This is a genomic window from Pseudomonas sp. KB_12 (genome assembly GCF_052114545.1).
GTDB classification, from domain to species: Bacteria; Pseudomonadota; Gammaproteobacteria; order Pseudomonadales; family Pseudomonadaceae; genus Aquipseudomonas; species Aquipseudomonas brassicacearum.
In genome coordinates this window covers 1-20,152 of sequence record NZ_JBFREY010000040.1, presented here as the reverse complement: position 1 = coordinate 20,152, position 20,152 = coordinate 1, and the positions used below count along the sequence as shown (strand labels likewise).

The window sequence follows — 20,152 nt, the reverse complement described above, 5'->3', positions numbered from 1 at the left end:
TGGAACAGTCGAAAAAGGTGTGTTCAGAAGGGCGCTTATTCTATCCGCCGGCGCCTGGATAAGTTGGCGGGCCGGTCAGGATCGGAGGGGGTTTTTGTGTCGGCCGGTTTCGAACGGCCGCGCAGGATACGGGCTTGCCTTAAGGGGCTCAAGTGCCCTGCAACGGCGCATCCGTGGCGAATTTGGGGCGTACTGGCGGGACTGGATCATCAGGTGCTTTGCTCTTGTTTTTATTGTTGAGGCGCAGGCAGTCGCTGACGGGCGACCGGTGGTGTGCCGGCCGGCCTGTCAGCGGTATGACGTGTGACGTTATTGGCGCGCGAGGCTCAGTTGGTCCGCGCGCCCTGGTTGATCCACGCGCCGATCAGATCGCGTTCCTGCTGGGTCATCTGGGTGATGTTGCCCAAGGGCATGATCTGGTTGGTCACGGCCTGGGCCTGGATGCGCGCGGCCTGTTGCTGGATCTGCTCTGGCGTATCGAACATCACTCCACCCGGCGCGGCGCTGAACAGCGGGCTGGTGGGCTTGGCCGAATGGCAGACCGAGCAGCGTTCCTGGATCACGCTATGGACCTTTTCGAACGACGGGCCCTGGGCGTTGGCGGCCTGGGTGGGCGCCGCTGTCGGTGCGGCGGGGGCTGTCGCCGGTTTCGCGCCACCACCCACCGCCGTTTCCGGTAGCGGTTGGTACTCGATGGCGGCGGGTGCCTTGGCCACGTCGGGTGCGCTGGAGATGGGCTTGGGACCGGTAACGTAAGCCAGGCAGATCATCGCCAGGGCACCGACCGGCAGCGTCCAGGCAAACCGGTTGCTGTCATGGCGGGTGTTGAAGTAATGGCGCACCAACACCGCCGCCACGGCGATCCCGGCCAGGATCAGCCAGTTGTACTGGCTGCCGTAGGTGCTCGGGAAATGGTTGCTGATCATGATGAACAGCACTGGCAGGGTGAAGTAGTTGTTGTGGCGCGAACGCAACAAACCCTTGGCCGGCAGTGCAGGATCGGGCGTGCGGTTCTCGGCGATGGCCGCCACCAGCGCACGCTGGGCCGGCATGATGATGCGGAACACGTTGCCGACCATGATCGTCCCGATGACTGCCCCGACGTGCAGGTAGGCACCGCGACCGCTGAACACCTTGCTGAACCCGTAGGCCGCGGCGATCAACAGCACGAACAGGATCACGCCGAGCAGGGCAGGGCGCTTGCCCAGGGCCGAGTCGCAGAGGAAGGAATAGACGAACCAGCCGACGAGCAACGAACCGAGGCCCAGGGCGACGCCTTCGGGGCCGCTCAGGCTGCTGCCGGGAGCCAGCAGGTAGACGGTCGGGTTCCAATAGAACACCACGCACAACAGCGCGATGCCCGACATCCAGGTGAAGTAGGCTTCCCACTTGAACCAGTGCAGGTTGTCCGGCATGGACGGTGGCGCGAGTTTGTATTTTTCCAGGTGGTAGATACCGCCACCGTGGATGGCCCACAGGTCACCGGCCAGGCCGCTCCTGGGGTTGACGCGATTGAGGTTGTTTTCCAGCCAGACGAAGTAGAACGACGCGCCGATCCAGGCCACGCCAGTGATCATGTGAACCCAGCGTACGCTCAGGTTCAGCCATTCCAGCATATGTGCTTCCACAGTCTTTACCTCTCGCCCGTCACGCTTGTTTTCGCGTGATCGGACCTTCTCTTGGGGACGGTGTGAAAACGTAGCGAGCGAAGGCAAGACAAGGCGAAAACTGGCGAGAAAGCGGAGTTGACTTTAGTCAATGAGCATTTCGAGTCAGTTTTCAACGCAGTATTGCCGAGCGCAGTAGTTTTCACTCCGTCCGCTGGTGGGGGGCGAGGATCAAATACTCATCCTCTTTGAAAAAATGCTCATCGCAGTTATTGCCTGTGCCACTGCGATCAACCACCAGGAAGTCATCCCGCTTTTCGATCGTCAGCACCGGGTGGTGCCAGACGCCGCGATGGTAATTAATGCCCTGCCTGCCGTTGGTGACGAAGGCGCGGACCAAACCTGATACAGGTGCATCGCCAAGTGGCGCGACCACGATCAGAAAGGGGTTGCCGAGCAGCGGAATGAACGCCTGGCTGCCCAGCGGATGGCGCTCCAGCATGCGTACGGTCAGCGGCATGTCCAGCGCGTCGGCGCGGAAAATGCTGATGATCGCCTTGTCGTCCGGCGTGGCGGTTTCCACCGTCGCCAGGCGATGGAAGCGCATGGTCGAACCGTTGTTGATCATGAAGTGATCGCTGCCATCGGTTTCGATCACGTCACCGAATGGGGCGAAGGCTTCTTTGGTCAACGGTTCGATCTTGAGTGTGCGCATGCTGGTCTTCTTATCCAAAAATTCTGTGTTGTGGTTCAGCTTTTGTGGCGAGGGAGCTTGCTCCCGCTGGGTTGCGAAGCGACCCCGCTTTTCAAAAAATGGGACTGCTGCGCAGTCCAGCGGGAGCAAGCTCCCTCGCCACAGGTGCGTCGTTTACTTCGATACCTTGCCAAGCACCCGCAGGCGACTCACACCACCATCCGGGAACACGTTCAGGCGAATGTGGGTAATCGGCCCCAGGGCCTTGATCTGCTCGGCGAAGGTGTGTTCGGCGTGCATTTCCAGTTTCTGGCTGGGCAACAGCTCACGCCAGAACAGCGATTGGGTTTCGATCTGGCTGTCGGTGCCGCCCTTGACGAACGCGCCCTGGATCGAGCAGCTGTCGGGGTAGTTGCCCTTGAAGTGCAGGGTGTCGACGATGACTTTCTCGACTTCGCCGGCATGGCCCAGGGCGACGATGACCCAGTCATTGCCCGGGGTACGACGACGGGCGGTTTCCCAGCCATCACCCATGTTGACGCCACGACCCGGGTTGAGAATGTTGCTCATGCGGCCGAAGTGTTCGTCGGAACAGGCCAGGGCACGGCCACCATTGAGGGCTGCGGCCAGGTCGATCTGTTCGTTGTCACCCACGGCTGACCAGTCGCGGTACGGAATGCCGTAGACCCGCAACCGGGCCACGCCGCCATCGGGGTAGATGTTGAAACGCAGATGGCTGAAGGCCTGGTCGTTGTTGATTTCGTGATAGTGGTGGCTGTTGCCTTGCAACTCGACGGCCGACAGCACTTCAGTCCATTGGGTGTTTTCGTCTGGTTCGCCTTCGGTCAGGAAGCAGGCTTCCAGGGAGGCCGACGGTGGGTAGTTACCGGTGAAGAATGAGGTGTCGATGTCCACGCCTTTGATCGAGCCGGCCACACCCAGGCGGATCACCGCGCTGTCGTAGCCTTCGAAGCGCTTGCGCCGCGATTCCCAGCCGTCCATCCACTTGCCGTTGTCATCGAACACGCCCTCCTTCCATACGGCTGGGGTCGGTTGGAACAAACGGTTGGCGTCGGCGAACCAGTCATCGGTGACCGAAATGATCTTGGTGCCGAGGCGGGCGTCGGCCAGGTTGACGAACTTCTCGAAAGGTACGGCGTAAGCTTTCATTCTTCTTGTCTGCCTTTAAATAAGTTGGCTGGGGATGCTTGCAGGACCTGGGGTAGCAGGGCTGCTCGCTAAAGGGTCAGTAATCGGAACAACGCGATCTTGTTGATCTCTGCCAGCGCGCATTTGAATTCGGTGTCTACCGAGTGATGGATGCGCGTTTCGAACGCCGCGAGGATCTGATGCCGGTTGCTGCCTTTTACCGCCATGATGAAGGGAAACTTGAACTTGGCCTTGTAGGCGTCGTTCAGCTCGGTGAAGCGCTGAAACTCATCGCTCGAGCATTGGTGAATACCGGCGCCGGCCTGTTCGTTCGTGCTGGCTTCGGTCAGCTGGCCCTGGACGGCGGCTTTGCCTGCCAGGTCCGGGTGAGCGTTGATCAGCGCCAGTTGGCTGGCGTGATCGGCACTGAGCAGGATGTCGCTCATGCGCTGGTGCAGGGTTTCGATCTGGTCAATCGACGGGTCCTGGCCCAGGTCGAAAGCCTTTTCGGCGACCCATGGCGAATGTTCGTAGATATCAGCGAAGGCTTTAACGAACGCTTCGCGGTTCAAGGTGGAAGGCTTGAGAGTCTGGAAGTCCGTCATTTCGAAGCTCCTGGTTTCGAAGCTTGCGGGCACGGGTGAGTCTGTTGCCAGTGGCGGGCGATGTCGACGCGGCGGCTGAACCAGACCTGTTCATGACCCTTGGCATATTCAAGGAAGCGCTTGAGGGACGCGAGGCGGGCAGGGCGGCCGATCAGGCGGCAGTGCAGGCCGATGGAGAGCATCTTGGGGGCTTCGGCGCCTTCGGCATACAGCACGTCGAAGGCGTCCTTGAGGTATTGGAAGAAATCGTCGCCCTTGTTGAAACCCTGCACCTGGGTGAAGCGCATGTCGTTGGTATCGAGGGTGTAGGGGATCACCAGGTGCGGCTTGCCGTTGGGTGTGTTCGGTTCCCAGTAGGGCAGGTCGTCGTCGTAGGTGTCGCTGTCATAGAGAAAACCGCCTTCCTCCATGACCAGCCGGCGGGTATTGGGGCCGGTGCGACCGGTGTACCAACCCAGCGGACGCTCGCCAGTGATTTCGGTGAGGATGCGGATCGCTTCGAGCATGTGCTCGCGCTCCTGGGCCTCATCCATGTATTGGTAGTCGATCCAGCGATAGCCGTGGCTGCAGATTTCGTGACCAGCGGCAACCATGGCGCGGATCACGTCCGGATGGCGCTGGGCGGCCATGGCCACGGCGAAAATGGTCAGCGGGATATCGAATTCCTTGAACAGCTTGAGGACCCGCCAGACCCCGGCGCGGCTGCCATACTCGTACAGCGATTCCATGCTCATGTTGCGCTCGCCCTGCAGCGGTTGCGCCGCGACCATCTCCGAGAGGAACGCCTCGGATTCCTTGTCGCCATGCAGGATGTTGCGCTCGCCGCCTTCTTCGTAATTGAGCACGAAGGACAGGGCGATGCGGGCATTGCCCGGCCACTGGGGATGGGGAGGGTTACTGCCGTAACCGATCAGGTCGCGTGGGTAGTCAGCGCTCACTGCAGTTTTCCTTCTTGTTCGAACCATGTGGGTGGCGCCCTGGCGATGGATCATAGGCTGGCGTCACGACGATGGAGTGATTGTATACAACTTTATGTGCGATTTGTAAGCCTGATTTTTTGCATTTTTCACCGCTGTCCCTGGTTTGTCTACACTGCAAGAAACCTGCCCACCTGGTCAATTAATGGCTTCAAGAATGGCGTATCCGTTGGTTTGGCTTAAGATTGGGCAGGAACCTTTGTCGGAACGCGCGTGGACTAAATATCTGTTTTTTATTGTGTACAATTTTCTTTTAAAGTGTCTTAATTCTCTCATCGCCGTGGCGTTTCGTGCTCCGAAACGGTGCGGCCTGTCTTTCAACTGATTCAGGAGGCGTCGGGCCGGACTGCACAGCAGCGAGGCGCGCACAATCAATGGGACGTTTGACTACTCACGTTTTGGATGCTGCACACGGCTGCCCGGGCAGCTCGATCAAGGTCGAGTTGTACCGCGTGGAAGGTTCGCAACTGCAGCTGGTCGCCAGTGCGCTGACCAACAGCGACGGTCGCTGCGACGCGCCGCTGCTGCAAGGGGATGACTACCGTTCGGGCGTCTATCAGATTCAATTCCATGCCGGCGATTACTACCGCGCCCGTGGTGTCCAGTTGTCCGAGCCGGCGTTCCTGGATGTGGTGGTGCTGCGCTTCGGCATTTCGGCCGAACAGGATCATTACCACGTGCCCCTGCTGATTTCGCCTTACGCCTATTCCACCTATCGAGGCAGCTGACCCCAAGCGGCTGCCTTGTCCTGGAAGCGACTGCGCATGGCGCTTCTTTGGTTTTTCGCCCGCTCACACTGCGGGCTTTTTTTCGTCCGTGGATATGTGGCGTCTTGGAGAGCCTCATCGCGAGCAGGCTCGCTCCCACACTGGATTTTGCCGCTCACAAAAAAACTGTGGGAGCGAGCTTGCTCGCGATGCTTTTGCTTTTGCTTTTTTAGCGGCTCAACAACGACGCCGCCCCCGCACCGCCAAACAACCCGGCACTGACCCGGTTGAACCAGCCCTGGCCCTTACCCGTACGCAGATACCGCGCGGCGCCATGGGCACCAAGGCCGTAGGCCAATTTGCACAGCAGGTCGAGTACGGTCCAGGTGGCGATCATGATCAGCAGTTGTGGCAGGAACGCTTGTTCGGCGCTCAAGAATTGCGGCAGGAACGCGGCGAAGAACAGGATGTCCTTCGGGTTGCTGGCGCCCAATACGAACGCCCGGCCGAAGAGGGCGCGAAAGCGCGGGACGGCGGCGGCCTGGGGCACATCGGCGCCTTGGGACGGTTGGCGTGATTGCTGCCAGCTCTGCCAGGCCAGGTAAAACAGGTACAGGGCCCCGACAATCTTCAGGGCACTGAACAGCTGCTCCGAGGCCATCAACAACGCACCGAGCCCCAGCGCCGAGGCGCTCAGCAAGCAGATCGAAGCGATCACGCCACCCAGGAATGCCGGATACGAGCGGCGCAGGCCGTAGTTCAGGCTATTGCCGATCATCAACAACGACAACGGGCCGGGGATGAGGATCACCACCAAGGCGGCACCGCTGAACAACAGCCAGGTTTCCAGATTCATTGCTTTGCTCCTGATGTACAAAAGCCTCACCCATTGGGTGAGGCGGGTGGATATGTTGTCGCTTACAAGAAGATGAACTTGGCGATGAAGATCGCGCAGAGCACCCACAGGCTGACGGAGATTTCCTTGTGTTTACCGGTGCCGGCCTTGAGCACCACATAGGTGATGAAACCCAGGGCGATACCGTCGGCGACCGAGAACGTCAGGGGCATCATGATGGCCGTGACAATGGCCGGGATGCTGTCAGTCGCCTCGTCCCATTCGATGTGGGCCATGCCGCCCATCATCAGCATGGCAACGTAGATCAAGGCCCCGGCCGTGGCGTAGGCCGGGATCATCCCGGCCAGCGGTGCGAAGAACATGGCGGCAATAAATAGCACACCGACGGTCACGGCGGTAAGCCCCGTGCGGCCACCTGCCGCCACGCCGGCGGCGCTTTCCACGTAGCTGGTCACCGGCGGCACGCCGACCATGGCGCCAAATACGCTGGAGGCGCTGTCGGCTTTCAGGGCGCGGGACAGGTTCTCGATCTTGCCATCGGCTTTCACCAGGCCGGCGCGCTGGGCAACGCCCATCAGGGTGCCGGCGGTGTCGAACATGTGCACGAACAGGAAGGCCAGCACCACGCTGATCATGCTGACGTTGAACACACCGGCCACGTCCATCGCCATCCAGGTGGGGGCCAGGCTCGGCGGTGTCGACATGACGCCGTTGTACTGCACCAATCCCAGGCCCCAACCGGCCAGGGTCACGGCGATGATGCTGATCAGGATCGCGCCGAACACGCGGTGATAACTGAGCACGGCGATCATCAGGAAGCACACCGCGGCCAACAATGGGCCGGGCTCCCGCAACGAGCCGAGCTTGATCAGGGTGGCGGGGCTGTCGACGATGATCCCGGCGGTTTTCAGGCCGATCAGCCCGAGGAACAACCCGACCCCCGCGCCCATGGCGAACCGCAGGCTCACCGGAATGCTGTTGAGCAGCCACTCCCGTACCCGTGACAGGGTCAGGACCATGAACAACACACCGGAAACGAATACCGCGCCCAACGCGGTCTCCCAGTTGTAGCCCATGGTGCCGACCACGGTGTAGGTGAAGAAGGCGTTCAGGCCCATGCCTGGCGCCAGGCCCACCGGCCAGTTGGCGTACAGGCCCATCAGCAGGCAGCCCAGGGCCGCGGCGATGCAGGTGGCGACGAATGCGGCGCCGTGATCGATGCCGGCGTCGGCCATGATGTTGGGGTTGACGAAGATGATGTAGGCCATGGTGATGAAGGTCGTCAGGCCGGCAATCAGCTCGGTCTTCACCGTGGTGCCATGCAAGCTGAGTTTGAAGATGCGCTCCAGCCAGCCACTGCGTAGTGGCGGCGAGAGGTCCAGCGTCCGGGCTTCGGGTTTGCGGCTTTCCACAGCGAGTACTCCTCAAGAGTCTTATTGTTATTTCCAGCACCGCATACGCCCTGGGGGTGGCTGCGATGCGCTGAGGCAGGTAAGGCTGGCGAAGTATGTTGACCTGATGGTCAGGAACTCGCACGAAGCGAATTATGCTTTTGTATACAAATAAAGCAAATAATGTTTTCTATGTTGTCGACGAAATGTCGGGCGATAGGGGTATATCGCCCTTGAGGGCGCTATCGCGAGCAAGCTCGCTCCCACAGTGGACTGTGGTGAAATGCAGGAATGAACCCTGTGGGAGCGAGCTTGCTCGCGATAGCGTCGGATCAGACGCCTTCACTCACTGGATTTCCCCAATGCCAGGTTCACCGCCAGCCACCCATCCACCGCCGCTTCCCCGGCCTCGGCAAACACCCGCTCCAGCAATTTCACCTGCTCACGCCGCAACGCCTGCTCGAAGCGTTCGCCCTCGGCTGTCAGTTCCAGTAGTCGCTTGCGCTTGTCGGTCTCGGACGCGACGCTGTTCACCAGGTGCATTTCCATCAGCTGCCGCAACGGCATGTTCAGCGCCTGCTTGCTTACCCCGAGCAATGCCAGAAGCTCCTTCACGCTCAATGATGGGTAGCGGGCGATGAAAAAAACGATGCGCTGGTGCACCCGGCTCAACCCGCGGCGCTCGAGCATTTCATCGGCCTTGGCGGTGAACGCCTGGTAACCGAAGAAGAACGCTTCCATGGCCATTTGTTGGGAAGTCGGATTTTTAAGGTCAAGCATATTGACGTATCCACGGAGGTCGGCGTAATTTCGGTCAACCAGTTTGACTCATTCCTCCCGTGCCCCGCTACAGGTGACCTCCATGGCTTTTTCCGAACGTGTCTCGCGCCTCAAAAGTTCTTTGATTCGAGAAATCCTCGCAGCGGCGCAGCGCCCTGAAGTGATGTCGTTCGCCGGCGGCCTGCCGGCCGAAGCCATGCTGCCGAAAGTGGAATGGGCGGCTATGCCGTTGTCCATGGGCCAGTACGGCATGAGCGAAGGCGAACCCGCCCTGCGCGAAGCCCTGGCGGCCCAGGCGCGGGCGCTGGGTGTGGCCTGTGAGGCGAGTCAGGTGCTGGTGGTCAGCGGCTCGCAGCAAACCCTTGACCTGGCGGCCAAGCTGCACATCGACGTCGGCACGCCAGTGATGCTCGAAGCGCCGACGTATCTGGCGGCGTTGCAGATTTTCCAGCTGTTCGGCGCCGACTGCATCACCGTGCCCCTGGAGGCCGACGGCCCGGACCTGAAACAGTTGCGGGCCCGGCTGGAGCAGCATCGGCCTGCGTTCATCTACCTGATCCCGACGTTCCAGAACCCCTCGGCGGTGCGCTACAGCGAGGCCAAGCGCGATGCGGTGGCGGCGCTGTTGGACGAGTTTGGCGTGACCCTGATCGAGGACGAACCCTACCGCGAGCTGACGTTCGATGGCGGCAGTGCCACGCCGATTGTCAGTCGCTTGAAGAAGGCCAGCTGGATCTACACCGGCACCGTGTCGAAAACCCTGTTGCCGGGGCTACGGGTGGGCTACCTGATCGCCAGCCCGGATCTGTTCCCGCATCTGCTGCGACTCAAGCAGTCGGCGGACCTGCACACCAATCGCATCGGTCAGTGGCAGGCGCTGCAATGGATCGGCACCGAGCAGTACCGCAGCCATTTGAGTGAGTTGAGGGATTTCTATCGGGACCGTCGCGATCGGTTCCAGGCGGCATTGCAAAAGCATTTCTCTGATATCGCGGACTGGAATGTGCCCCAGGGCGGGTTGTTTTTCTGGCTGACCCTCAGGCAGCCGCTGGACACCCGCACCTTGCTCCCCGCTGCGCTGGCGGCCGACGTTGCGTTCATGCCAGGGGAGCCGTTCTTTCCTGAACCGGACCAGCACCCGGGGCACTTGCGCTTGAACTTCAGCCACATCGACCCGGCGCGGTTGGATGAAGGGCTCAAGCGGTTGGCGGGGGTGGTGCGGGAGGCGTTGGCTGCAAAAGCAGCCTGACTTATGCGGTGACTGGGCTGGCGCCATCGCGAGCAGGCTCGCTCCCACAGGGACAGTGGTGAATACAAATCCAGTGTTCACCAAGGCCCCCTGTGGGAGCAAAGCTTGCTCGCGATGAGGCCAGTCGCCACACCAGAAAACTATCAGGCTGCAGAGAACCGCTTATCCAGATAATCAATGATCACCTTGGACTCATACATCCAGGTGGTCTCGCCATTTTCTTCAATCCGCAGGCACGGCACTTTGATCCGGCCACCTTGCTCCAACAGTGCCTGGCGATCCTGTTCGTTGTTTTTCGCATCGCGCAGGGCCACCGGCACATTGAGGCGGCGCAGGGTGCGGCGGGTCTTCACGCAGAACGGGCAGGCGTGGAACTGATACAGCGTCAGGCTGCGAGCGGCCTGCTCGACCTGCGCCTGGGCCTCGGCCGGGCGCTTTTGCTTGCCCGGGCGGGTGATGAAGTCGATGAAGATGATGAGCTGGCCCAAGCCAACCCGAAGCGCTTTGACGATCACGGTATTAAGCCTCGCGGCAGGGAAGAAGAGGGCGCGCAGCTTACCTGATTTTTCACAGGCGAAAAAAAACCGGCGATCAATGCCGGTTTTCTTCATGCGGCGGATTACTTGATGAGGCTGAGGAATTCGCTGCGAGTGGCGGCGTTTTCCCGGAACTCACCGAGCATCACCGAGGTGATCATCGAGGAATTCTGCTTTTCCACGCCACGCATCATCATGCACATGTGCTTGGCCTCGATCACCACCGCCACGCCCAGGGCGCCAGTCACTTGCTGGACCGCATCGGCGATCTGGCGGCTGAGGTTTTCCTGGATCTGCAGGCGACGCGCGTACATGTCGACGATGCGCGCGACTTTCGACAGCCCCAGCACCTTGCCGCTCGGGATGTAGGCCACGTGAGCCTTGCCGATGAAAGGCAGCAGGTGATGTTCGCACAACGAGTACAACTCGATGTCCTTGACCAGCACCATCTCGCTGTTGTCGGAGCTGAACAAGGCACCGTTGGTGACTTCTTCCAGGGTCTGTTCATAACCGCGGCAGAGGTACTGCATGGCCTTGGCAGCACGCTTGGGCGTGTCGAGCAGGCCCTCGCGGGAAACGTCCTCGCCCAGTTGGCCGAGAATCGCGGTGTAATTCTGTTCCAGAGACATGAAACTACCTGTGGGATTTTACGCAAAGGGCAAGGGTACGGTGGCGGACACGGCGCTGCAAGCTCGGCAATCGAGGGCTATTCGTCGCGACCTTCCATCATGGTGCGCTTGAGCATCACGTAGACCGCCCCGGCGCCGCCGTGTTTTGCCTGGCAGGAGGTGAAGCCCAGCACTTGCGGGTGCTGGCGCAGCCAGGTGTTGACGTGGCTCTTGATCATCGGCCGCTTGCCGTCCAGGCGCACGGCTTTGCCATGGGTGACGCGCACGCAGCGGATTTCGAACTTGGTGGCTTCGGCCAGGAATGCCCAAAGGGTTTCCCGGGCTTTTTCAACGCTCATGCCGTGCAGGTCGAGGCTGCCCTCGAAGGGGATCTGGCCGACCTTCAGCTTGCGCATCTGGCTTTCCTGGACACCGTCGCGTGCCCACATCAACTCGTCTTCCGGCCCGACGTCGATCACGAACTGATCGGACAAGCCATCCACGGTCGTGGCGTCGGTACGCACGGTGGCGGCCTGGCGCAGCTTGGCGATTTGCGCGCGATCGGCCTTGGGCTTGCCGGTCTCGGCACGGTCGTGCTTGATCGGTTTTACGCCCTGAATCGCACTTTTGAACAGGGAAAAGTCATCGTCTTGCATGTCAGCCTCCGCGAAGCCGGCCAGTTTACCCAACTCTGGCGGGATCAGGCGCGACAAAACGTCGGATGGCGGGTCAGTCGTGCTTTCTCATCAGGTGCGGAGCCATGGCCAGCTCCAGGGATTGGCGGGCGCGACGGCGGCAGCGGCGCCAGAGCCAGACGCCCAGCAACAACACGAAAAGACCGACTGCCAGGATGATCGCCGAACCCATTGGGGTGGCATTCAACTCGCCCAGTGCGGGCGGGCGGCCCAGCAGGCTGGCGGCACCGGCCATGGCCAGCAGTACCCCGAGTGTTGCCAATAGCGCGGCGATCGCCGCGCCAAAACGAAACCGCCAGTTGCTCGGGCCCTTGGGCCGCAAGCGACGTGCGTCAAAACCATCGGATAACTTCATTCCGACCTTCCTCAATGGGTATCGGCCCTTCGACCGGAAGATGTTCGGGTTGTTCCTGATACTCCGGTAATTGCGGCAAATGAGAGGCTTTTGCGGATGAGCGGCGCAGTGGGCCGCTCATCGAAGGACATCAGGTGAAGTCGCGGGTCAACGCCAGGGTGGCGAAGTTGTCCGCCATGATCGCCATTTCGGTCTGCTGAACGTGTTCGGCACTGAGGACGCCGCCCTTGTACGGCAGGTCGCGCGTGGCACAGGCATCTTCCACCAGGGTACAGCGAAAGCCCAGGTTCTTGGCGGCACGCACGGTGGTGCTGACGCTGGAGTGGCTCATGAACCCGCACACGATCAGGTCCAGGGGGCCGAAGTCTTCCAGGCGCTTTTTCAACTCGGTGCCGTGGAACGCGCTGGGCAGCAGCTTTTCGATCACGGTTTCGTCGGCCTGGGGTTCGAGGCCGGGAATGAACTCCCCGCGCTCGCCTTGTGGATCGAACAGCCCGCCATGGGTGCCCAGGTGGCGCACATGCACGATCGGCCGACCGGCTGCACGGGCCGCACCGAGCAATTGCTTGATGTTCGCGACGGCTGCATCCATGCCGCTCAGGGCCAGGGGGCCGGCGAGGTATTCTTTCTGGGCATCGATGATGATCAGGGTCGCTTGACTCAGGTTGGCCGCTGCATAACCACGGCCGCTGAGTTGAAACATCGTTTTTGGAACGGACATTCTGGGGCTCCTTCGAGTGGGGCTTTTGCGACATTCTCCTCTGGCTGAGCGGTTCTGTGAATCGCTTCCATCGCAAGGGCCGCCGTTGCTGGCCTACAGCCTTGTCAAGATGCTCGTCTTGTTCAATAGGCGGATCAAAAAACGGATAATTCCTACGATTGGTCCGGGGTTTTTCGTTCGTCATCGGGGCGTGTTTGGGTGGGGCCGCGTTTGGCTGGTAGACTCGCCCGTCGATTTTTCTGGAGTTTGCCGCCGTGATCACTTCCCGTCTCCGTACCCTGCGCGACCATATCCGTTGGGCCGTCAGCCGTTTCCATGGGGAGGATCTGTTTTTCGGTCATGGCACCGACAATGCGTGGGACGAAGCCCGGCAACTGGTGTTGGGCGCTTTGCACCTGCCATGGGAAATTGCCGACAGCTACCTGGACTGCCGTCTTGAAGACGAAGAGTTGGTCCATGTGCAGCGTCTGCTGCGTCGGCGTATTGCCGAGCGCATCCCGACAGCCTACCTGTTAGGTGAGGCCTGGTTCTGCGGGATGTCTTTCATCGTCGACGAGCGCGTGCTCATTCCGCGCTCACCCATCGGCGAGTTGATCGAAAAGCATTTCGAGCCGTGGCTGGGCCAGGAACCGGCACGAATTCTTGATCTGTGCACCGGTTCCGGCTGCATTGGCATTGCCTGCGCCTATGAGTTCCCGGAGGCCGAGGTGGTGCTGGCCGACCTGTCGTTCGAAGCGCTGGAAGTAGCCAACCAGAACATCGAGCGCCATGGCGTCGACGAGCGCGTGTTCACGGTCCAGGGCGATGGCTTCGACGGTCTGCCGGGGCAACGTTTCGACTTGATCGTGTCGAACCCGCCCTACGTCGATGCGGAAGATTTCGCCGACATGCCGCAGGAATACCAGCATGAGCCGGAGCTGGGCCTGGCCTGTGGCGATGACGGCTTGAACCTGGTGCGCCGAATGCTGGCCGAGGCGGCCGATCATCTGACCGAGAAGGGATTGTTGATTGTCGAGGTGGGCAACAGCCAGGTGCACGTCGAGGCGTTGTACCCGGAAGTCGATTTCGCCTGGCTCGACTTCGAACGCGGTGGCCATGGAGTGTTCATGCTCAGCGCCGAACAGTGCCGCGAGCACCAGGGATTGTTTGCTTCGCGGGTTTGATCTGTGGCTAGGGAGCTTGCTCCCGCTGGGCCTGTAGGAGCTATGTAGGAGCTATGTAGGAGCTGTCGAGTGAAACGAGGCTGCGATCTTTCCCTTAACACTTGAGTCTCAAGTGAAAGATCAAGATCAAAATCAAGGTCAAAAGATCGCAGGCTTCGCCAGCTCCTACAGCGCTATCGCGAGCAAGCTCGCTCCCACAGGGTTATTCAGGCGCTGTCGGGCTTAGTGCCGTGTCGCAATCCAGATCAGCAATCCCGCCTGGAACATGGCGAAGGCCACCAGGCAGGTGATGGTGAAGCGCAGGCCGGCGTCTTCGCGCTTGAACTTGGTGACCTTTTCGTCCTGCTGCTTGAGTTTGACTTCCTGTTCCGCCAGGTTCTGCTCGGCCTGTTGCAGCATCTGCGCCGCTTCAAGGATTTCCACGAACTGCAGCTTCTCGGTGTTCCAGTCCCCGAGCAGGTCGCCAACGTGGGTTGGCTTGACGCTGCCCTTGAGGTGCTGGGCGTCGGCGTAGACCACCTCGAAACCCTGGGCCTTGAGAAAGCGGTCGCGGCGCAGGCGAGTGTCTTCGTTCAGGGCGTCCTTGTTATCCAGGTCGGTGCCGTGCACCTGGTAGGCCGACCAGCGTTTCTTGGCCCAGGTAATACCCTGGGCCGCCAGGAAACGGCCGATGCCTCGGTTGGACGGCTCGACTTGCAGGTTGTCCGGGGAAAAAAACAAGCGTTTCTCGACGTGGTCGGCCCAGACGTCCAAGTGATTCTGTTCCTTGCGCACGCGCTGGTTCGGCAACAGGATGCTCATGCGCAGCAGGCTGCGTTCCTTGCTGTGGCGCTCGGCATAGCTGAACTCGACAAACCGCAATGGCCGCGCACCGGTGGCGCGGTCGGTCTTGAGCGGCGCCAGCCGGAGCATTTTGTGATGCTCGGTATGCACGTCGGCCCACGGCAGCTCTACCGCAGGCGAGGCGGGGGCTTCGGCGGCGGTGTCGGGGGAAGCTTGAGTTTCAGTCATAACGGCAAAATCCTGTCCAGGCCGGCTGGTCGGCAGCCATAGCGCTGCCCGACACCGGGCTATCGGCCGTTTTTGCCAGTCCTGAAGCTAAATCGACTAAAACCGCCTAACGCGCGGCTAACGAGTCAATAAAACGCAGAACTCGCGCACCGAGCTCGGCCGCCAGGGGCAGATTGGGATCCTTGTAGGACGCCAGTTGCCGTTTCACGTCGTTGGGCACGATACGCATCACGTGGTTCATGCCCTCGATCAGCGCCAATTCAGCGTCGGGCTTGGCGGCTTTCAACTGCCTGGCGTCATCGACGCTGACCTGGATATCGTTGCTGCCCTGGATGATCAAGGCTGGCACTTTCAATGCTGCGAAGGCCCGGGCCGGGTCCTGGCGGAACAACGAGATCAGGTAGGGCTGTACGCTGGGGCGGAAAATGACCTGCAGTTGCGCCGGCACGTTATCGTCGAGCCGACCGGCCTTGAGACTGTCGAGCAACTCGTTGCTGCGCAACATCAGCGGCGGTGGCAGGCGGTTGCTCAGTTGTTGACGCAGCACCTGGTCGATCGGCCGGGCACTGCCAGACAACGAAATCACCGCCGCCGCGTTGGCCTGGGGCGCGGCGAGGCTGGCGATCAACGCGCCTTCACTGTGACCCAGCAGGATCAACGGGCCCAGTCGCGAATCGGCGGCGAGCTTGTGGCTCCAGGCCACGGCATCGGCCACATAGGCCTCGACGCTCAGGTTGCGTTCGTCCGGTGTCGCCGCGAGGCTGGCCGCTACGCCGCGCTTGTCATAACGCACGCTGGCAATGTTGTGCCTGGCCAGGACCCAGGCCAGGCGCTTGAGGCTGTCGTTGCGCCCGCCCTCGGGGTTGTTGCCGTCGCGATCCGTAGGACCTGACCCGGAAATGATCAGGACAACCGGCACCGGCGTGTCGGACTTGGGCAGCAACAACGAGCCGAAAAGCTCACCATTGCCCGTGTCGAGGCTGATCGGGCGTTGCAGCACCGTGGCCTGGGCCAGGCCGCAAAACAGGCCGGTGAACAAAGTAAGGCTTAAGGCAAGCAGCTTTAACATCATCACGCCATTAGTTGCGAAGGTGCCGGTTGGACTGGTGGTCGCCGATAAGGTTCGAGGATGAACTACGCGGGGAGCCTGCGTATACTGGCGCGCATTACGAATCCAAGGTTGAGTCTCTCAGCGATTTCACGGAGCACCCTGCATGTCCGGCAATACCTACGGCAAGCTGTTCACTGTCACCACCGCGGGCGAAAGCCATGGCCCGGCGTTGGTCGCCATTGTCGACGGCTGCCCGCCGGGCCTGGAGATTTCCCTGGACGACCTGCAACGTGACCTGGACCGCCGCAAGCCCGGCACCAGCCGCCACACCACCCAGCGCCAGGAAGCCGATGAAGTCGAAATCCTCTCCGGCGTGTTCGAAGGGCGCACCACCGGCTGCGCCATCGGCCTGTTGATTCGCAACACCGACCAGAAGTCCAAGGACTATTCGGCCATCAAGGACCTGTTCCGCCCGGCCCACGCCGACTACACCTACCACCACAAATACGGTGAGCGCGACTACCGTGGCGGCGGTCGCAGCTCGGCGCGGGAAACCGCCATGCGCGTGGCGGCCGGGGCGATCGCCAAGAAATACCTGGCCAGCCAGGGCATCGTCATCCGTGGCTACATGAGCCAGTTGGGCCCCATCGAAATCCCGTTCAAGACCTGGGACTCGGTGGAGCAGAACGCCTTTTTCTGCCCCGACCCGGACAAGGTGCCGGAACTCGAGGCCTACATGGATCAACTGCGCCGGGACCAGGATTCGGTCGGTGCGAAGATCACCGTGGTCGCCGAAGGGGTGATGCCGGGCCTTGGCGAGCCGATCTTCGACCGCCTCGACGCCGAGCTGGCCCACGCGCTGATGAGCATCAACGCGGTGAAAGGCGTGGAGATCGGCGCCGGTTTCGCCTGTGTCGCCCAGCGCGGCACCGAGCACCGTGACGAACTGACTCCGCAAGGTTTCCTGAGCAACAATGCCGGCGGCATCCTTGGCGGCATTTCCTCGGGCCAGCCGATCGTGGCGCACCTGGCCTTGAAGCCAACGTCCAGCATCACCACGCCGGGCCGCTCCATCGACATCCATGGCAACCCGGTGGACGTTATCACCAAGGGCCGTCATGACCCGTGCGTCGGCATCCGTGCCACGCCCATCGCCGAGGCGATGATGGCGATCGTGCTGATGGATCACCTGCTGCGTCATCGCGGCCAGAACGCCGACGTTCGCGTCAGCACTCCGGTGCTGGGGCAGCTTTGATGGTTGGCCTGCCGACCGCCGTGGCCTGACGACCGTGGCGGCACTGCCGTACTGGCGGCTCTCCAGTTTCTATCTGTTCTATTTCGCGCTGCTCGGTTCGACGGCGCCGTTCCTGGCGCTGTATTTCGATCACCTGGGGTTCAATGCGGCGCGCATCGGCGAGTTGGTGGCGATTCCCATGCTGATGCGCTGCGTGGCGCCGAACATCTGGGGCTGGCTGGGGGACTACACCGGCCGGCGCCTGGCGATCGTGCGTTTTGGCGCGATCTGCACGCTGCTGGCCTTCTCGCTGATCTTCATCGATAAAAGCTACGCCTGGCTGGCGATGGTCATGGCGCTGCATGCGTTCTTCTGGCACGCGGTGTTGCCGCAGTTCGAAGTCATTACCCTGGCCCATCTGGGCGGGCAGGCCTCGCGCTACAGCCAGATCCGCCTGTGGGGTTCCATCGGTTTCATCATCACCGTGGTCGTGCTCGGCCGCTTGTTCGAATGGCTGAGCCTGGATATCTACCCGGTGGCGCTGGTGTTGATCATGGCCGGCATCGTGCTCGCCAGCTTCTGGGTGCCCAACGCCCAGCCACTGCAGGGGCCGCGCATCGCGGGGGAGGGCTTCCTGCGGCAACTGCGCAACCCTGGCGTGCTGGCGTTCTATACCTGTGTGGGCCTGATGCAGGTGAGCCACGGGCCGTATTACACCTTCCTGACCTTGCACCTCGAACACCTGGGCTACAGTCGCGGGTTGATCGGCCTGCTCTGGGCCCTTGGCGTGGTGGCGGAAGTTTTGGTCTTCCTGCTGATGAGCCGGATCCTGACGCGGTTTTCCGTGCGCCGGGTGCTGCTGGCGAGCTTCCTGCTGGCGGCGTTGCGTTGGTTGTTGTTGGGCTCGCTGGCCGAGTTTCTCTGGGTATTGTTGTTCGCCCAGGTGCTGCATGCGGCGACCTTCGGCAGCTTTCACGCCGCGGCCATCCATTTTGTGCAACGCAGCTTCGGGCCTCGCCAGCAAGGCCAGGGGCAGGCGCTATATGCGGCGCTGGCCGGCACGGGCGGGGCCTTGGGCGCGTTGTATTCCGGCTATAGCTGGAACACCTTGGGTGCCAGTTGGACGTTCAGTCTCGCCAGCCTCGCGGCTTTCGCGGCAGCCGTTATCATTGCCACACGTATGCAAGAGGACCGGCCATGAGCCTTCGAACCGTTAATTTGCTGGAGCCTTTGTCATGAGCAGCCTGTCCGTCTATCACGTTTCGAGCCCTGACATCCCGAACAAGGTGTTGACCCACGTCGAGGACATTGCCGCGACCCTGGCTGAACAAGGTATTCACTTTGCCCGTTGGGAAGCGGCGGTGAAAATCCAGCCGGGTGCCAGTGAGGAGGGCATCATTGCGGCTTACCAGGCTCGGATCGATGGGTTGATGACTGAGCGGGGTTATGTGGCAGTCGATGTCGTCAGTGTCAGCAGTGATCAGCCGGAGCAGGCTGGGGAGCTCCATGAGTATCGCCATAGCCAGGATGAAGTGCGATTTTTCGTTGCTGGTCGTGGCTTGTTTAACCTGCACGTTGGGGATTATGTCTATGCGGTGCTGTGTGAAAGGAGCGACTTGATAACGGTGCCAGCTGGTATGCCGCATTGGTTTGACATGGGGGAGCGGCCGCATTTCGTTACGATTCGTTTGTCTGGTGATTTGCAGGGGTTGGTTGCTGAGGTTACGGGGGATGATATTGCTCGGCGGTTTCCTCGTTTGGAGGATTGACCTGCGTTCTTAGGGGGTGTGTATATCCGTTATTTCGGTAACGGCGGCTTATGGTTCCGCCCTTACGGCGGCTCACTTTTGGAAGAGCGCCAAAAGTAAGCAAAAACGCTTTGCCCCACCACTCGGTGCCTCGCCTAGGCTCGGCATGCCCTCACTTCGGCATTGCTCCGTGGGCCGCCGCGAAGGGCCATCCATGGCCCAGCGCGGCTACCTCGGCATCCATGCCGAGGTGCCCACTGCGCAATGCCTGCGTTCGGCCAGCGTGGTTTAACGGGGCGCCCAGATCAAGATCAAGATCAAGATCCAAAGCAAAGCAAGAGCGGGGCATGTCCGGCATTTTTATGTGGCTGAGCTACTGCTATCGCGAGCAAGCTCGCTCCCACATTGGATCTTCATCAGATACAAAATCCATGTGCACCGCAAAACCTGTGGGAGCGAGCTTGCTCGCGATGAGGCCGGCACATCCAACATCTTCATCGACTGTGACATCGCCTTCGCGAGCAGGCTCGCTCCCACAATGGGCTGCAGTGAACACATAACTCATGAACATCCAAGATCCCCTGTGGGAGCGAGCTTGCTCGCGATGAGGCCGGCACATCCAACATCTTCATCGACTGTGACATCGCCTTCGCGAGCAGGCTCGCTCCCACAATGGGCTGCAGTGAACACATAACTCATGAACATCCAAGATCCCCTGTGGGAGCGGGCTTGCTCGCGAAGAGGCCGGCATATCCAACATCACCGCAAACTGACCCAGCGCTTTCGCGAGCAAGCTTTGCTCCCACAGATCTAACGGGTGTACGACCGGGAGAGACAGGTCGGCTGTTAGGCCGCCTCGGCGTGGACGTTGATCTCGGGCGCCCCGTTAACCACGCTGGCCGAACGCAGGCATTGTGGAGTGGGCATCCCGGCATGGATGCCGGGATAGCCGCGCTGGGCCATGGATGGCCCTTCGCGGCGGGCCCACGGAGCAATGCCGGAGTGAGGGCAGGGC

Annotated in this window: 22 protein-coding genes; 7 read left to right on the top strand and 15 right to left on the bottom strand. The window is 61.1% G+C overall.

All coding sequences use genetic code 11. The features are described from left to right. Nucleotides 1–326: 326 nt before the first annotated feature. From AB4Z20_RS24500 to puuE, 5 genes are all read right to left on the bottom strand, one after another. On the bottom strand, nucleotides 327–1,628 hold the full coding sequence (locus AB4Z20_RS24500; RefSeq protein WP_253477092.1) for a urate hydroxylase PuuD: 1,302 nt from the start codon (nucleotides 1,626–1,628) through the stop codon (nucleotides 327–329). 181 nt (nucleotides 1,629–1,809) lie between these two features. Continuing rightward, a complete protein-coding gene (locus AB4Z20_RS24495) occupies nucleotides 1,810–2,322 on the bottom strand; it encodes an ureidoglycolate lyase (RefSeq protein ID WP_253477089.1) in 513 nt (170 codons plus the stop codon). Between the two features lie 153 nt (nucleotides 2,323–2,475). Continuing rightward, nucleotides 2,476–3,471, bottom strand: coding sequence for an allantoicase (alc, locus tag AB4Z20_RS24490; RefSeq protein WP_253477086.1), 996 nt, complete (start codon nucleotides 3,469–3,471; stop codon nucleotides 2,476–2,478). Between the two features lie 68 nt (nucleotides 3,472–3,539). Then, nucleotides 3,540–4,055 (bottom strand): 2-oxo-4-hydroxy-4-carboxy-5-ureidoimidazoline decarboxylase, encoded by a 516-nt coding sequence (uraD, locus tag AB4Z20_RS24485; protein WP_442090729.1) that lies wholly within the window; start codon nucleotides 4,053–4,055, stop codon nucleotides 3,540–3,542. Further along, a complete protein-coding gene (gene puuE, locus AB4Z20_RS24480; protein WP_214509625.1) occupies nucleotides 4,052–4,993 on the bottom strand; it encodes an allantoinase PuuE in 942 nt (313 codons plus the stop codon). Before puuE ends, uraD begins: the two co-directional genes overlap by 4 nt. A gap of 413 nt (nucleotides 4,994–5,406) precedes the next feature. Between puuE and uraH the strand changes: the two genes are divergently transcribed. Continuing rightward, nucleotides 5,407–5,760, top strand: coding sequence for a hydroxyisourate hydrolase (uraH, locus tag AB4Z20_RS24475; RefSeq protein WP_014339674.1), 354 nt, complete (start codon nucleotides 5,407–5,409; stop codon nucleotides 5,758–5,760). 208 nt (nucleotides 5,761–5,968) lie between these two features. Here the strand turns inward: uraH and AB4Z20_RS24470 are convergent, their stop codons facing one another. From AB4Z20_RS24470 to AB4Z20_RS24460, 3 genes are all read right to left on the bottom strand, one after another. Next, nucleotides 5,969–6,595, bottom strand: a complete 627-nt coding sequence (locus AB4Z20_RS24470; RefSeq protein WP_214509626.1) for a LysE family translocator — start codon at nucleotides 6,593–6,595, stop codon at nucleotides 5,969–5,971. A 62-nt stretch (nucleotides 6,596–6,657) separates the two neighbouring features. Continuing rightward, entirely contained in the window at nucleotides 6,658–8,007 is a 1,350-nt protein-coding gene (locus AB4Z20_RS24465; protein WP_003204513.1) for an NCS2 family permease, read from the bottom strand. A gap of 321 nt (nucleotides 8,008–8,328) precedes the next feature. Then, nucleotides 8,329–8,766 carry a MarR family winged helix-turn-helix transcriptional regulator gene (locus AB4Z20_RS24460; protein ID WP_442090726.1) on the bottom strand — a complete coding sequence of 146 codons (438 nt, stop codon included), beginning with the start codon at nucleotides 8,764–8,766 and terminating at the stop codon, nucleotides 8,329–8,331. Nucleotides 8,767–8,848: 82 nt separating this feature from the next. Here AB4Z20_RS24460 and AB4Z20_RS24455 point away from each other — a divergent pair, with 82 nt between their 5' ends. Then, nucleotides 8,849–10,015 carry an aminotransferase-like domain-containing protein gene (locus tag AB4Z20_RS24455; RefSeq protein WP_258689086.1) on the top strand — a complete coding sequence of 389 codons (1,167 nt, stop codon included), beginning with the start codon at nucleotides 8,849–8,851 and terminating at the stop codon, nucleotides 10,013–10,015. A 143-nt stretch (nucleotides 10,016–10,158) separates the two neighbouring features. Here AB4Z20_RS24455 and AB4Z20_RS24450 read toward each other — a convergent pair whose 3' ends face one another. The 5 genes from AB4Z20_RS24450 to AB4Z20_RS24430 all read right to left on the bottom strand — a co-directional run bounded on the left by AB4Z20_RS24450 (nucleotide 10,159) and on the right by AB4Z20_RS24430 (nucleotide 12,930). Further along, nucleotides 10,159–10,530 (bottom strand): glutathione S-transferase N-terminal domain-containing protein, encoded by a 372-nt coding sequence (locus AB4Z20_RS24450; RefSeq protein ID WP_253478629.1) that lies wholly within the window; start codon nucleotides 10,528–10,530, stop codon nucleotides 10,159–10,161. Between the two features lie 104 nt (nucleotides 10,531–10,634). Continuing rightward, nucleotides 10,635–11,180, bottom strand: coding sequence for a GTP cyclohydrolase I FolE (gene folE, locus AB4Z20_RS24445; protein WP_003204506.1), 546 nt, complete (start codon nucleotides 11,178–11,180; stop codon nucleotides 10,635–10,637). Between the two features lie 77 nt (nucleotides 11,181–11,257). Then, the gene (locus AB4Z20_RS24440; protein ID WP_003204497.1) at nucleotides 11,258–11,815 is read right to left on the bottom strand and encodes a Smr/MutS family protein; all 558 of its coding nucleotides are present in this window, start codon (nucleotides 11,813–11,815) and stop codon (nucleotides 11,258–11,260) included. 73 nt (nucleotides 11,816–11,888) lie between these two features. Further along, on the bottom strand, nucleotides 11,889–12,209 hold the full coding sequence (locus AB4Z20_RS24435) for a hypothetical protein (protein WP_258689085.1): 321 nt from the start codon (nucleotides 12,207–12,209) through the stop codon (nucleotides 11,889–11,891). A gap of 130 nt (nucleotides 12,210–12,339) precedes the next feature. Then, nucleotides 12,340–12,930 (bottom strand): cysteine hydrolase family protein, encoded by a 591-nt coding sequence (locus AB4Z20_RS24430; protein WP_253477075.1) that lies wholly within the window; start codon nucleotides 12,928–12,930, stop codon nucleotides 12,340–12,342. A gap of 254 nt (nucleotides 12,931–13,184) precedes the next feature. On the opposite strand from AB4Z20_RS24430, the gene prmB reads away from it, so the two are divergent. Next, nucleotides 13,185–14,093 carry a 50S ribosomal protein L3 N(5)-glutamine methyltransferase gene (gene prmB / locus AB4Z20_RS24425; RefSeq protein WP_442090723.1) on the top strand — a complete coding sequence of 303 codons (909 nt, stop codon included), beginning with the start codon at nucleotides 13,185–13,187 and terminating at the stop codon, nucleotides 14,091–14,093. Between the two features lie 222 nt (nucleotides 14,094–14,315). On the opposite strand, the gene AB4Z20_RS24420 is transcribed toward prmB, so the two are convergent. Together AB4Z20_RS24420 and AB4Z20_RS24415 are read right to left on the bottom strand one after the other, a co-directional pair. Next, nucleotides 14,316–15,104, bottom strand: a complete 789-nt coding sequence (locus tag AB4Z20_RS24420) for a hypothetical protein (RefSeq protein ID WP_253477069.1) — start codon at nucleotides 15,102–15,104, stop codon at nucleotides 14,316–14,318. Between the two features lie 106 nt (nucleotides 15,105–15,210). Beyond that, entirely contained in the window at nucleotides 15,211–16,176 is a 966-nt protein-coding gene (locus tag AB4Z20_RS24415) for an alpha/beta hydrolase (RefSeq protein WP_442090721.1), read from the bottom strand. A gap of 142 nt (nucleotides 16,177–16,318) precedes the next feature. Here AB4Z20_RS24415 and aroC point away from each other — a divergent pair, with 142 nt between their 5' ends. The 4 genes from aroC (at nucleotide 16,319) to AB4Z20_RS24395 (ending at nucleotide 19,429) form a co-directional block, all read left to right on the top strand. Beyond that, nucleotides 16,319–17,410: a chorismate synthase gene (gene aroC / locus AB4Z20_RS24410; RefSeq protein ID WP_003204486.1), complete on the top strand. Its 1,092-nt coding sequence runs from the start codon at nucleotides 16,319–16,321 to the stop codon at nucleotides 17,408–17,410. A gap of 34 nt (nucleotides 17,411–17,444) precedes the next feature. After that, nucleotides 17,445–18,590 carry an MFS transporter gene (locus AB4Z20_RS24405; protein ID WP_214509633.1) on the top strand — a complete coding sequence of 382 codons (1,146 nt, stop codon included), beginning with the start codon at nucleotides 17,445–17,447 and terminating at the stop codon, nucleotides 18,588–18,590. Nucleotides 18,591–18,624: 34 nt separating this feature from the next. After that, nucleotides 18,625–19,158: an acireductone dioxygenase gene (locus AB4Z20_RS24400; RefSeq protein WP_442090719.1), complete on the top strand. Its 534-nt coding sequence runs from the start codon at nucleotides 18,625–18,627 to the stop codon at nucleotides 19,156–19,158. Between the two features lie 145 nt (nucleotides 19,159–19,303). Further along, complete coding sequence (locus tag AB4Z20_RS24395; RefSeq protein ID WP_256211722.1) at nucleotides 19,304–19,429, top strand: hypothetical protein; 126 nt, start codon at nucleotides 19,304–19,306, stop codon at nucleotides 19,427–19,429. The last annotated feature ends 723 nt before the right edge of the window (nucleotides 19,430–20,152 follow it).